We start from the raw sequence: 12,527 nt of genomic DNA, 5'->3' as shown, positions 1-12,527 counted from the left end.
GCGTGGAAGAAGAAAAAAAGCGCCCGTTTGGGCGCTTTTTTGTATGCGTCGCGAGGAAATCTCGCAAGGCGCTCAGGCAAAAGCGGCTGTCACGCCTGTTTGCCGCGCTTCTCCACCGGCGTGAAATCGATGCTCGCGAAACTTCCGCCCTGATAGCGCTGCGCCACCGCATCGAGCGGATTCTCTTTGGCGAGAATCTCAGCCGAGTAGTCTTCGGCATTCTGCTGCGGCTTGAAACCGAGGCGTACGGCGTCGTCATTCGCGCCGCTTTGGACCCAATAGCTGCGCGTATTGTTCGACACGCCCCACACGACCGCGAAGCCGATCGATTCCACGTTGATCACGCGATCGACGAGATGGAACAGATCCTCGTGGCCGAACCAGGTGCTCAGATGACGAAACTCCGTGGGCTTCGGCAGGCAACTACCGATACGCACGTTCACGGTCTCGATGCCATGCTTGTCCCAGTAGAGTCGCGCGAGCGATTCGCCCCACGCCTTGCTGAGCCCATAGAAGCCGTCGGGGCGAAATGCGCAATCGAGCGTGAGCTTGTCTTCCACCGGATACATGCCGATCGCGTGATTCGAGCTTGCGAACAGGATGCGCTTCGTGCCGTGGCGGCGCGCGCCTTCGTAGATCTCGACGAGCCCGCGCAGGTTGTTCTCGATGATCTCGGGCAGCGGACGCTCGACGCTCGTGCCGGCCATATGGATCAGCACGTCGACGCCTTCGAGCAGACGGTCGACCACTGCGGGGTCGCGCAGATCGCCATGCATGACATCTTCGCCGGCAACGAGCGGTTCGAGCGGCTTCGAGCCGGCCGCCGAGCGCAGGTTCACGCCGCGTTCTAACAGACCCTTGCGCAACACGGTGCCGAGCTGGCCGGCCGCGCCGGACAATGCAACTTTCTTCACAGTGGGGTTACCTCACATAAAAACGCCGAAAGCCGGCGCCCGCGTTTTCACTGGGCGCCGGCCGATGAACGGGTCAGGCTTTCAAGTTCTGCGCCGGCTGGAGCGCGGCGCCCACCGCCTGGTTCTGCTCGTTGTCCTTGTGCTGATTCGAGATCAGCCGCCAGGCCACGATCGCGCCAATCATGTCGAACAGCATCAGGCACACGAACAAGGGGTTATAGCCGATCGTGCTCGCCAGTGCACCGACGATGAGCGAGAACACTGTCGCGCCGAGATAGCCGAACATGCCCGAGAGGCCCGTGGCTGTGGCGACTTCGTGCTGGCCGAAGACGTCGGAGGCGAGCGTGAACAGGGCGCCCGAAATGGTCTGGTGCGCGAAGGTGCCCACGCAGAACAGCGCGATGGCGGCATAGGGGCTCGCGACGAGGCCCACGCAGGCCGGACCCACCATCAGCAGCGCGCCGGTCGTGATGACGAGCTTGCGCGACGTGATGAGCGAGCAGCCGAACCAGCGTATGAACAGCGGCGCAAGGTAGCCGCCAACGAGGCAGCCGAGGTCGGCGGCGAGGAACGGCATCCACGCGAACAGCGCGATTTCCTTCAGGTTCATGTGGCGCACGGTGACCATGTAGAGCGGAATCCACGCGCCGAAGGTCTGCCATGCCGGCTCGGCGAGCATGCGCGGGATGCCGATGCCCCAGAAGCGGCGCTGCTTGAGCACTTCCTTCCACGACGGGCGCTTGCCCGCGGTGCTCTGTTGCGACGCGTCCTGGCCTGCGCGGATGTACTCGGCCTCCTCCTGCGAGAGCATCGAGTGTTCGGCCGGCGTGCGGAAAAACACGAGCCACAGGGCCACCCAGATCAACGCGACGCCGCCGGTCAGCACGAATGCGAATTGCCAGTTGTACTTAAGAATGCACCAGACCACGAGCGGCGGGGCAATCATCGCGCCAATCGAGGTGCCGGTGTTCAGCCAGCCGGTCGCGACCGAGCGCTCCTTGGCCGGAAACCACTGGCTGATCGCCTTCATGCCGGCCGGGAAGATCGCGGCTTCGCTCATGCCGAGCAGGCCGCGGAAGAACGCGAGCGCGGGCCAGCTGGAGGCGAGGCCGTGCAGCATGTTGGCGACGGCCCAGCCGAACGCGAAGATGGCGAAGCCGATCTTCACGCCCACGGAGTCGAGCACGAAGCCGGCGATCGGCTGCGCGATTGCATAGCAGGCCTGGAAGGCGGTGACCACGTACGAGTACTGCTGCGTGGACATGTGGAGCGTTTCGGTGAGCGTGGGCGCGGCCACGGAAAGCGAACTGCGCGCGAGATAGTTGAAAATCGTGCCGATCATGATGAGGCCGATGATCCACCACCGAAGTCCCTTGATAGTCTTTCGTTGCACTGCTCGTCTCCTGTGCGCCCATCATTCGTCAGCCGGCGCTTTGTCTGGCCGGGACGGATCCGTATCGGGCCCGTCATGTAAGACATCATTCTATTTGCGCGAAAGTTGTAAAGCAAATATTGTCGCGATGGGGATTTCCCTGGCGTATTGCATATTGCCCCGACGCGGGGCCTTTCCTCGAGCCTTGATGGGCGGGGCTGCGCAAGGCCTGGCGCGTTCACGTCACCTGGGCGGGTTGGGTTGTCGGATGACTGGCCCGCAACCGGGAGCAATCGAGACGCACCGGGCTGGTTGACAATTTTCTTGTTGTATTACAACAATGCCGGCATAGCGCTCGACAGACATCGAGCCGCCCGCCTGCGCGTCCCCCGCGCCCCCAAAAATGGACGAGACACGATGAATTCATCTGCCATTGCCGTCAGCGAACAAGCCCTCGAACAACTGCGCCATGTTTCCACCGCGACGCTGACCACCCAGCTCTTCAAGCACGGACTGCGCAACGTCTTCGTGCAGGGCGTGAAGCCGCTCGCGGCCCCGGCGCCCGGCGCCCCCAATCTCGTCGGCCCGGCCTTCACGATGCGCAACATCCCGGCTCGCGAAGACCTCGATCAACTGAGCGCGTTCCAGAACCCCGAGCATCCGCAGCGCAAGGGCGTCGAGACCGTGCCGGCCGGCGCCGTCCTCGTGCAGGACTGCCGCGGCGTGACCGACGCTGCGTCGATGGGCTCGATCCTCGCCACGCGCCTGCGCGTGCGCGGCGTGGCGGGCATGGTGTCGGACGGCCCCGTGCGCGACAGCGCGACGATTGCCGCGCTGGGCCTGCCGGTCTTCTGCGCGGGCGCCTCGGCGCCGCTCAATTTGTGCCGGCACCACACGGTCGATCTGAACGTGCCCATCGGTTGCGGCGGCGTGGCCGTCTATCCGGGCGACATCATCGTCGGCGACGCCGACGGCGTGGTCGTGATTCCGCGCCATCTGGCCGAAACGGTGGCGCAGGCGGCGTGCGAGCAGGAGGAGCTCGAGCACTTCATCACCGGGCGGATCGAGGCGGGCGCGGCGCTACCCGGCACCTATCCGCCGAACGAGGCGACGCTGGCCGCCTACGCCGAATGGAAGAAAGCGCGCGCTTGAGCGCGTAGCTGAACGTACAGCGAGCCGCGAGGCCGCGCCGAAATTTTTCTCTTTATCCGATACGAAATGGCGAAGTTTCAGGATCAGGACGTCATCGAAATCGTGCGCGGCGGCTCGCGCCTGCTGGTTGCTCCGCAAGCCGGCGGGCGGCTGCTCTCGTGGCATCTGCACGGCGCGCCGATCATCCACTGGCCCGACGCGGCCGACTGGAGCCAGCCCGCGCTCGTGCGCGGCGGCAACCCGCTGCTGTTTCCTTTCATCGCACGCCATCGCGTGGACGGCCGCATCGGCTTATGGCGCGACGCGCAGGGCGTGGTGCGCGAAGTGCCCATGCATGGTTTCGCGCGAGAGTTGCCGTTCGAGGCGCAAGTCGATCCGCATGGCGACGGTGTCCGCATGACCTTGACCGATAGCGAGGCGACGCGCACGGGCTATCCATTCCGTTTCCGTTTCGAAGCCGTTTATCGACTCGTGGACGAAGCGACGCTCGAGGTCGAGCTGATCACGACGAATACGGCAGCGGCCAACGCAGCCGATACGCTCGAGGCCAGCATGCCGTATTACGCGGGTCATCATTTCTATTTCGCCCTGCCGCATACGCAGCGCGGCGCGGCGACCCTCGCGCTGCCGCGCAACGTGTACCGGCATCAACTGGCGGACGGCACAACGAGCGCGCCGGAGGCGGGCGCCGCGCGCTACAGATTCGACGACCCGCGGATCGTCGACCGGTTTCACTGTCTCGAAGGCGAGCCGGCGGGGCCGGTCCGCATCGAAATGCCTACGCTGCGGCGCGCTGTCGAAATCGATCTGCGCCGTCCCGGCTCGGTGCCCTGGTACGCCGTGACCTCGTGGACGCTCGCGCCCGACTCGGACTTCTATTGCGTGGAGCCATGGCTCGGCCTGCCCGATGCGATTCACAACGGTCTCGGCCTGCGCTGGCTGGAGCCGGGACAAACGGAGACGGCGTCGTTGCGCATCGGCGTGAGCGCGCTCGATTGAAGGGCGATTTTGAAGGGCGATCCGAGCCGGTTCGTGCGCACGGCGAGCCGCGCGGCAGGGCTGCTGCGCTCAACGCATGCGCCGTATGACTTACAATCTGTGACATACCTGACAACTCACCGCGTAGCACCTGACCATGGCTGAGCAGAAAGCGCCGAACATGCCGGCGCGGATTTACAGCGACATCCTGAACCGCATCATCGAAGGCGAATACAAGGAAGGGGAGCGGCTGCCGACCGAGCACATGCTCGCGGAACGCTTCGCGACCTCGCGTCCCACCGTGCGCGAAGCGCTCGCGCAATTGCGTGCGGATGGCATCATCGCCACGCGCCACGGCTCGGGAACGACAGTCATGCGCCGGCCCGACCCGGACGTGCGCCGCTTCGCGCCGCTCGAAACGTTGTCGGACATTCGGCGCTGCTACGAGTACCGCGTGGTCGTCGAATCGGGCGCGGCGGCGCTCGCCGCGCAGAAGGCCGACGACGACGATATCGCAGCGATCCGCCGCGAATGGGACAACCTCCAGACCATCGTCGAAACTTCGGGCATTGGCGCGAAGGACGACTTCGCGTTTCATATGGCCGTCGCCCGCGCTTCGAAGAATCAGTTCTTCATCACCGCGCTCTCGGGCATCCAGGAGCAGATGGTGTTCAGCATGAATCTGTCGCGCAATCTCTCGCTCGTGAAGTCCATCGAGCGGCAGCGCATCGTGCAGCAGGAGCACCTCGAAGTGCTGGAAGCCATCCAGGCGCGCGACGTGCCACGCGCCTCGCAGGCCATGCGCGACCATCTCGAACATGCGGTGAGCCGCATGTTCGGCTCCTGATGCACTGAAGGCGGGCCGGACCGGCGGCGCGGCTGGGTTCGCGCCGCGTACAACGATCCTGTCGCGCGGCTTGCGCTTCGAACGATTTTTGCGGCGTATTTCCGAAGGGAAACACCATGGGTTCGATTCGGCGGCGCGGCCCCGCGCCTTGGCGTTTGCTCAGAGCCAGACTGCTCGCCACCCTGACCGGGATGCTGGCCACCGCATTGCTGGCCGCTCCGGCTAGTGCGCGTCATGCCCCCGGAGCGGACTCGCGCACGGTCGCGTCCATTGCAGCTGGCCGCATGCCGATCGACACCGCGCAGGGCCACGGCGAGTTTGCGCTCGACATCAGCAGGGACTGGAGCGTGCCGCAGCCGGACATCGTGCGAGCGGTGATCGTGCTGCACGGCCGCTTGCGCAACGCCGACGACTATTACCGCACCGCGCAGCACGCACGCGCATTGGCCGAAGCGGCGGGCGTGGATCCCGCCGGCACCTTGCTGATTGCCCCGCAGTTTCTTTCGACCGCCGACACGCGGACCCACGCTGCGCCGCCCGATCTCCTGAGCTGGGAGGGCAACGCGTGGATGGGCGGGGCCGATGCCGCGACGGGCACGCCGGTGAGCGCCTATGCGGTGCTCGATGCGATCGCGCGCCGCCTCGCCGACAAACAGCGTTTCCCTAATCTGAAGACGATCGTGTTTGCGGGCCACTCGGGCGGTGCGCAGGTGCTGCAACGCTATGCGATCGCATCGGAAACACCGGAGTCGCTTGCGCAAGCGGGCATCGCCGTGCGTTTCGTGGTGGCGAGCCCGTCGTCGTATGCCTATTTCGACGCGCTGCGGCCCGGTGCGGATGGCGCGCCTGCCCGCTTCGACGCTGGCCGCTGCCCCGGCTTCGATACCTGGAAATACGGCATGGAGGCGCGCCCCGTCTTCATGCTCGGGCACACGCCCGAGCAGCTCGAAGCGCGCTACGCACAGCGGCGCATCGTCTATCTCGTGGGCGGTGCGGACGACGATCCCGCCTCGGCTTCACTCGACAAGACTTGCGCGGCTGAGGCGCAAGGGCCGCAGCGCCTGGCGCGGGCGCAAGGATTCTTTCGCTACATGCAGACGCGTCATCCGGTGGAGTTGAATCAAGAGTTTCACATCGTGCCCGGCGTGGGCCATGACGGCGCGCGCATGCTGACTTCGCCCTGTGCGATGAAGACGATGTTCGATGTGGGAAGCTGCAGCGGGTGAGCGAAGCGAAAGCGCGAAATGAAAGCACGAAAAGAAAAAGCGGGCTCCGCTACGCGCGGATCCCGCTTTCTGGCAGACCGAGACGCCCGTCCGGGCGCCCGGTCGACAACGCCGAAGGGCGTTGGCCTGACTTGTTACGCTGCTTGCTTCGCGCCACGCGCGGCTTGAGCGGCAGCCTTCGACGCAGCCTTGGTGACCGCTTCGAAGTTGCTTTCGGCCATTTCGGCGGCTTGCTTGGCGGCCTTGTTCACCGACTCGTAGGCGCCTTGCGCAGCCGTGATCGCCGACTTGAATGCCGCGACGGCCGTTTCCGAGCCAGCGGGTGCGTTCTTCGCTGCGTTGTCGATCAGCGATTGCACGGCTTGTTGCTGCTGCTCGAACTGGCTTTGTGCGGCTTGCGCGAAATCCGTGTGCGCGGCCGAGACGATCGCGTAGACGTTGCGGCCATAGGCCAGTGCCTTCTCGGCGGCCGGCTGGGCGAAGCCTGCCTGCAGGGCGAAGAAGCCTTGCGGATCCTTTGCCGAGAGCGTGCGCTGGGCATGTTCCTGGCCTTCGGCGATGGCGGCGCGGGCCGTTTCGATGTTCAGCTCGGCGAGCTTGACGGCGCCTTCGAACGCCTTGTTCGTGAGACCGAAGAGCGCTTCGAGACCGGCTTTCTGGGTTGCGGCGAATTGTTCGGGGGTAGGCAGAGTCATGTCGTCGTTCCTGATGGTGGACCGTTACGCGTCGGTTCCGTTACGAAAAAAAGAAAACTTTCTGTCGATCACCGGTTCGCGTATTGGTGCGATGCAGCAATCGACTTCATGATATCTCAAAAGAAAGTCGTGTCAAGAGAATTTTTGTGCGCTGCATCAATTCAGTAAGCACTTGATTCGCATCGGGAAATCGAGATAGGGCGAAGGCTTCCTGAAAGCGTCTTGCAGTGCACCGGATTTCCTATGCGAAACGCATGAATCGCGCGCGCGGAGTTCCGGCTTTTTTCACGCCTGCGTGCGTCTCCGGCTGGCTTCTGCGCAGCGCGAGGCGAGGGCGCATAATGCGCGGATCGCCGTTCGGGCACCGCCTGCCGTCATGCCGGTGGCATACCGAGGCATGCGCGTGCGCTGCGGTCCGTGCAGTCCTTGTTGCGCAAGGGAATAAATCTGCCGCGCGGCGCGTTATTCCAAACTGAAACGTTACTGCACGCTCACGTGAAAACTCCCCTTTCCGCTAAACCCGGTTTCGAGACGATGGCCACCGCGCAGAAGTACACGCGTGTCGCGGTGCTATTGCACTGGGCGATCGCCTTGCTGATCCTCGCCAATGTCGCGCTCGGCCTGACTGCCGCGCTGTTGCCCGACGGCACGCTTTCCGACGAGTCGATTCGTTTCGTCATCGACACGCACAAATCCATCGGCATTACCGTGCTGGGCCTCGCGATCCTGCGCGTGCTATGGCGCCTCACGCACCGGCCGCCGCCGCTGCCCGCCGAGTTTCCGTCATGGGAGCGCACGGCGGCGCACGCCGCGCACATTGCGCTGTATGTCCTCATCTTCGCGATGCCGCTCTCCGGTTGGCTGCACGATTCGGCCTGGGTGGCCGCCGCTTCGCATCCGATGTATCTGTTCGGCCTGTTTCAGTGGCCGCGCATCGGCTTCATCATGAATCTCGATCCCGCAACCAAGAACCAGTTGCACGATCAATTCGGTGCGCTGCACACGGCGTGCAGCTACGCGCTGTACGGCGTGCTTGCGCTGCACGTCGCGGGCGCGCTGAAGCATCAATGGGTCGATCGTCATTCGGTGCTGCGCCGGATGATGCCGTGAACAACGAAAAAGGATTGTCTTGAACGACTCGCTTGACCAGGTGCTCGTACGCACGTCGCCGCGCCTCACGCCGGTGCGAACACCGTTTGCCAGCATTGCGATCCATCTAGGTGTCATGGTGCTCTGGGGGATCTTGTTTGCGCGCGCATTCTTTCTGCAAGGCGTGGTGGCGTGGTCGACCGGCATTGCCTATGTGATTTACGACACGGTACTGCTCGTATTCGTGGCCTGGCAGGCGCGTGTGCTGCTGCGTCCCGCCGGCCCGACGGCTACGACGGCTGCTTCGGCGTTGCCCGAAGCGCAGCCGACGCTCGGCGTGATCGTCGCCGCGCACAACGAAGCGGCTGTGCTGCCGATCACGCTCGACGCGCTGTTTGCGCAGACACGCGCCCCGCAGCAGATCGTGATCGCCGACGACGGCTCGAGCGACGGCACCGCAGCGCTGCTCGCAGGGCGTTACGGACTGTCTGATCCGGGCGAAGGGCGCCTGAGCCTGCCTTCGCCCGACTATCCGAGCCTGCGCTGGCTGAAGCTGCCGCACGGCGGCAAGGCGCGCGCATTGAACGCGGCGCTCGGCATGATGGAAACCGACGCGGTGATGACGGTCGATGCCGACACGCTGCTCGAACCTGACGCCTGCGCCGCAATGGCCGACGCGTTTGGCCGTGAGCCCGCGCTCGTGGCGGCGGCGGGACTGCTCACGCCGGTCTGCGGCACCTCGCCGAGCGGGCGCTTTTTTCAGTGGTTCCAGACTTACGAATACATTCGCAATTTCATCTCGCGTTTTGCCTGGATGCGCGCCGACAGTCTGCTGCTTGTCTCCGGGGCGTTCGCGGCGTTCCGGCGCGAAGCGGTGATGCAGGTGGGCGGCTTCGATCCGCATTGCCTTGTAGAGGATTACGAATTGATTCACCGTCTGCGGCGCCACTCCGCGCGCGAAGCGCTCGGCTGGGACGTGCGCGTGATCGGTGCCGCCCGCGCGCGCACCGACGCGCCGGGCACGCTCGCCAGTTTCCTGCGGCAGCGCCGCCGCTGGTTCGCGGGCTTTTTGCAGACCCAGTACTGGTATCGCGACATGACCGGCAATCGCCGCTACGGCAAGCTCGGGCTCATGATGCTGCCGGTGAAGGCGTTCGACACCGTGCAGCCGATATACGGCCTCACGGCGTTCGCGCTGTTGCTCGGTTTCCTCTTCGACGGGCGCTTCGCGATCGTGCTGCCGGTGCTCGCGGTGATCGTCGGGAAGATCGCAATCGACCTCGCGTTCCATTTGTTTTCGGTGCACCTGTACCGGCGATGGAGCGGGGACCGTACGAGCTCCAGCTTCGGCATGGCGCTCCTCGCGGCAATCTTCGAGCCGTTCTCGTTCCAGCTGATGCGTCACGCCGGCGCCGCGCTCGGCTGGCTGCACTTCCTGCTCGGGCGTCGCAAGTGGGGCGTGCAGCAGCGCACCGGCCTCGGCGCCACCCGGGGGCGCGGGACGGCGGTCCAGTCGCGCTGAATGGCATTGCCGCTGCTCGCATGGGCGGCGATAGCCGGTGAATGATCAGATCTAATGCCGGATGGATCGGATCCATGCAGGACCATCGGCGCGCCGAAGATGCACTATGATGAGGCAAGCGGCAGTTCGGCGGCGCTTGTCGCCCGCGCGCAACGCGGTGGTGCATGGCGCCTTGCACCATTACGGCGCGCAATGCGCGGTCTGCGGATGGCATACGCCTTGCTTTTTTGCTCGTACCGCAGCGCGCCGCGCATGACGAGAAGCTCATGCGAGCAGGAAGCGTCGCTGCATCTACGCGCGAGAACGAGCCGATGCAAGTCCATGACGAAATGCGCGACGAGGGCGCGGTGCGCCCACACTACCAACGTTTCCAGCACTGGCTGGAGCGGCAGACCAGCGAGACCATGGCGCGCAAGCGTGCCGAAGCGGACCTGCTGTTCAGACGTGTCGGCATCACCTTCGCAGTCAATGGAGACCTGTCGGGAACCGAGCGGCTGATTCCCTTCGACCTGATTCCCCGGATCATTCCCGCCGACGAGTGGGCGCTGCTCGAGCGCGGCTTGCGCCAGCGTGTGCAGGCGCTGAACCTCTTTCTTCACGACGTCTATCACGAGCGCAACATCGTGCGCGCGGGCGTGATTCCTGCCGAGCAGGTCTACACCAACGCACAGTATCGGCCCGAGATGCAGGGCATCGATCTGCCGCTGGGTGTCTATGCGCATATCGCGGGGATCGACATCGTGCGCGATGGCCGCGACGGCGCGTTCTACGTGCTCGAAGACAATCTGCGCGTGCCCTCCGGCGTCTCTTACATGCTGGAAAACCGCAAGATGATGATGCGGCTCTTTCCCGAGCTGTTCGTCCAGCACAAGGTGGCGCCCGTCGCGCATTACCCCGACTTGCTGCTCGAGACGCTGCGCTCGTGCGCGCCCGATGGCGTGGACGATCCCGTCGTGGTGCTGCTCACGCCGGGCATGTACAACTCCGCGTATTTCGAACATACGTTTCTGGCCCAGGAAATGGGTGTCGAGCTTGTCGAGGGCAGCGATCTGTTCGTAGAGGATAACTATGTATTCATGAGAACGACGAAAGGGCCGCGGCGCGTGGACGTCATCTATCGCCGCCTGGACGACGACTTCCTCGACCCGCTCGCGTTTCGCGCGGACTCCGCGCTGGGCGTGCCGGGGCTGCTCACGGCGTATCGAGCCGGCCGTGTCGTGCTGGCAAACGCGATGGGAACGGGGGTCGCCGACGACAAGTCGATCTATCCCTACGTGCCGGACATGATTGCGTTCTACCTCGGAGAAAAGCCCATTCTCAACAACGTGCCGACCTGGCAATGCCGGCGGCCCGAAGACCTTGCCTGGACACTCGATCGCCTGCCCGAGCTCGTCGTGAAAGAAGTGCACGGGGCGGGCGGCTACGGCATGCTGGTCGGCCCGGCTTCGACACGCGAGGAAATCGAGGCGTTTCGCGCGCGGCTGCTGGCCCGTCCGGCCAATTACATTGCGCAGCCCACGCTGTCGCTTTCCGCTTGCCCAACCTTCGTGGAAGCCGGCATCGCGCCGCGCCACATCGATCTGCGTCCATTTGTGCTGTCGGGCAAGAAGATTCAGCTCGCGGCGGGCGGGCTCACGCGCGTCGCGCTCAACGAAGGATCGCTGGTCGTGAATTCGTCGCAGGGCGGCGGCACGAAAGATACCTGGGTGCTCGAATGAGCGCACCCTGGACAACTACGAAAGCTGGAAACGAAGAGGAGCGACCATGCTGAGCCGTACCGCCGATCACCTGTTCTGGATGGCCCGCTATATGGAGCGCGCCGAGAATACCGCGCGCATGCTCGACATCAACTTGAAGGCGCTGCTGCTGCCCGGCAACGCCGACGACGAGACGCGCACCCATCGCGCGGTGCTGCGCATCTCCGAGCTCGATGCGGCCTTCGACACGCGCTACGACAAGACGACGCGCAGCAACGTACTGCACTTTCTCGTGGCGGACCCGACCAACCCTTCCAGCATCTATTCATGCCTTCAGGCGGCACGCGAGAATGCGCGCGCGGTGCGCGGCACGCTCACCACCGAGTGGTGGGAGACCGTCAACGACACGTGGCTGCAATTCGCCGGGCATCTGCGCGGGGACGAGCTCAACACGAACCCGGAGGCGCTGTTCGAGTGGGTGAAATTCCGCTCGCATCTTTCTCGCGGCGTTCGGGTGGGCACCGCACTGCAGGACGACGCGCTGTACTTCACGCAGCTCGGCACCTTCCTCGAACGGGCGGACAACACGGCACGCATTCTGGACGTGCGCTTCGTGGAGGTCGACCGGCCGGATTCCCGCTCCGCCGCGCGACAGCTCGAGGATTTCTACTACTGGACCTCGATCCTGAGCTCAGTGTCCGCGCTCGAGATCTACCGCAAGGTGTATCGCGATGTGGTGACGCCCGCGCGCGTGGTCGAGCTGCTGATTCTCAACCAGCAGATGCCGCGATCGCTGCTCGCCTCGATGGAGGGCGTCTGTGCGAATCTCGCGTTGCTGCGCACCGATGCGTCGCGCGAGGTCGAGCGTGCGGCCGGCAAGCTGCGCGCAGAACTTCTTTATTCGGACCTCCGGCAGATATTTTCGGTGGGCGTGCATACCTTCCTCACACAGTTCCTTGTGCGCGTCTACGAGCTCGGCAATCAGGTGGCGCGTACCTATCTGATGCTGCCAGTCGGCTAGCGTAAATATGCATA

The 12,527-nt window shown here is 64.6% G+C and carries 11 protein-coding genes; 8 read left to right on the top strand and 3 right to left on the bottom strand.

Annotation, left to right across the window (positions count from 1 at the left end; translation table 11 throughout):
* Positions 1-89: 89 nt before the first annotated feature.
* Together BO1_RS18435 and BO1_RS18430 are read right to left on the bottom strand one after the other, a co-directional pair.
* On the bottom strand, positions 90-914 hold the full coding sequence (locus tag BO1_RS18435) for an NAD-dependent epimerase/dehydratase family protein (protein WP_028218828.1): 825 nt from the start codon (positions 912-914) through the stop codon (positions 90-92).
* A 73-nt stretch (positions 915-987) separates the two neighbouring features.
* On the bottom strand, positions 988-2,307 hold the full coding sequence (locus tag BO1_RS18430; RefSeq protein ID WP_028218827.1) for an MFS transporter: 1,320 nt from the start codon (positions 2,305-2,307) through the stop codon (positions 988-990).
* Positions 2,308-2,703: 396 nt separating this feature from the next.
* Between BO1_RS18430 and BO1_RS18425 the strand changes: the two genes are divergently transcribed.
* The 4 genes from BO1_RS18425 to BO1_RS51600 all read left to right on the top strand — a co-directional run bounded on the left by BO1_RS18425 (position 2,704) and on the right by BO1_RS51600 (position 6,489).
* Positions 2,704-3,438, top strand: coding sequence for a ribonuclease activity regulator RraA (locus BO1_RS18425; protein ID WP_028218826.1), 735 nt, complete (start codon positions 2,704-2,706; stop codon positions 3,436-3,438).
* A gap of 66 nt (positions 3,439-3,504) precedes the next feature.
* On the top strand, positions 3,505-4,437 hold the full coding sequence (locus BO1_RS18420; RefSeq protein WP_028218825.1) for an aldose epimerase family protein: 933 nt from the start codon (positions 3,505-3,507) through the stop codon (positions 4,435-4,437).
* Positions 4,438-4,573: 136 nt separating this feature from the next.
* Positions 4,574-5,263, top strand: coding sequence for a FadR/GntR family transcriptional regulator (locus tag BO1_RS18415; protein WP_028218824.1), 690 nt, complete (start codon positions 4,574-4,576; stop codon positions 5,261-5,263).
* Positions 5,264-5,379: 116 nt separating this feature from the next.
* The gene (locus BO1_RS51600; protein WP_245643828.1) at positions 5,380-6,489 is read left to right on the top strand and encodes an alpha/beta hydrolase; all 1,110 of its coding nucleotides are present in this window, start codon (positions 5,380-5,382) and stop codon (positions 6,487-6,489) included.
* Positions 6,490-6,623: 134 nt separating this feature from the next.
* Here the strand turns inward: BO1_RS51600 and phaP are convergent, their stop codons facing one another.
* Complete coding sequence (phaP, locus tag BO1_RS18405) at positions 6,624-7,184, bottom strand: TIGR01841 family phasin (RefSeq protein WP_028218823.1); 561 nt, start codon at positions 7,182-7,184, stop codon at positions 6,624-6,626.
* Between the two features lie 534 nt (positions 7,185-7,718).
* On the opposite strand from phaP, the gene BO1_RS18400 reads away from it, so the two are divergent.
* The 4 genes from BO1_RS18400 (at position 7,719) to BO1_RS18385 (ending at position 12,513) form a co-directional block, all read left to right on the top strand.
* On the top strand, positions 7,719-8,294 hold the full coding sequence (locus BO1_RS18400; RefSeq protein WP_043285339.1) for a cytochrome b: 576 nt from the start codon (positions 7,719-7,721) through the stop codon (positions 8,292-8,294).
* A gap of 19 nt (positions 8,295-8,313) precedes the next feature.
* On the top strand, positions 8,314-9,795 hold the full coding sequence (locus tag BO1_RS18395; protein ID WP_043285337.1) for a glycosyltransferase family 2 protein: 1,482 nt from the start codon (positions 8,314-8,316) through the stop codon (positions 9,793-9,795).
* A gap of 311 nt (positions 9,796-10,106) precedes the next feature.
* Positions 10,107-11,513 carry a circularly permuted type 2 ATP-grasp protein gene (locus tag BO1_RS18390; RefSeq protein WP_028218820.1) on the top strand — a complete coding sequence of 469 codons (1,407 nt, stop codon included), beginning with the start codon at positions 10,107-10,109 and terminating at the stop codon, positions 11,511-11,513.
* Positions 11,514-11,559: 46 nt separating this feature from the next.
* The gene (locus BO1_RS18385) at positions 11,560-12,513 is read left to right on the top strand and encodes an alpha-E domain-containing protein (protein ID WP_028218819.1); all 954 of its coding nucleotides are present in this window, start codon (positions 11,560-11,562) and stop codon (positions 12,511-12,513) included.
* Positions 12,514-12,527: the final 14 nt, after the last annotated feature.

It is taken from the genome of Paraburkholderia oxyphila NBRC 105797 (assembly GCF_000685075.1).
GTDB classification, from domain to species: domain Bacteria; phylum Pseudomonadota; class Gammaproteobacteria; order Burkholderiales; family Burkholderiaceae; genus Paraburkholderia; species Paraburkholderia oxyphila.
The sequence above is the reverse complement of the archived record's forward strand: the minus strand, read 5'-3'. Positions and strand labels throughout refer to the sequence as shown.

Excerpts from the sequence above, each read along its gene's own strand:
- BO1_RS18385 (WP_028218819.1), top strand. The coding sequence starts at position 11,560 with ATGCTGAGCCGTACCGCCGATCACCTGTTCTGGATGGCCCGCTATATG.
- phaP (WP_028218823.1), bottom strand. The coding sequence starts at position 7,184 with ATGACTCTGCCTACCCCCGAACAATTCGCCGCAACCCAGAAAGCCGGT.
- BO1_RS51600 (WP_245643828.1), top strand. The coding sequence starts at position 5,380 with ATGGGTTCGATTCGGCGGCGCGGCCCCGCGCCTTGGCGTTTGCTCAGA.
- BO1_RS18425 (WP_028218826.1), top strand. The coding sequence starts at position 2,704 with ATGAATTCATCTGCCATTGCCGTCAGCGAACAAGCCCTCGAACAACTG.
- BO1_RS18390 (WP_028218820.1), top strand. The coding sequence starts at position 10,107 with ATGCAAGTCCATGACGAAATGCGCGACGAGGGCGCGGTGCGCCCACAC.
- BO1_RS18400 (WP_043285339.1), top strand. The coding sequence starts at position 7,719 with ATGGCCACCGCGCAGAAGTACACGCGTGTCGCGGTGCTATTGCACTGG.
- BO1_RS18420 (WP_028218825.1), top strand. The coding sequence starts at position 3,505 with ATGGCGAAGTTTCAGGATCAGGACGTCATCGAAATCGTGCGCGGCGGC.
- BO1_RS18415 (WP_028218824.1), top strand. The coding sequence starts at position 4,574 with ATGGCTGAGCAGAAAGCGCCGAACATGCCGGCGCGGATTTACAGCGAC.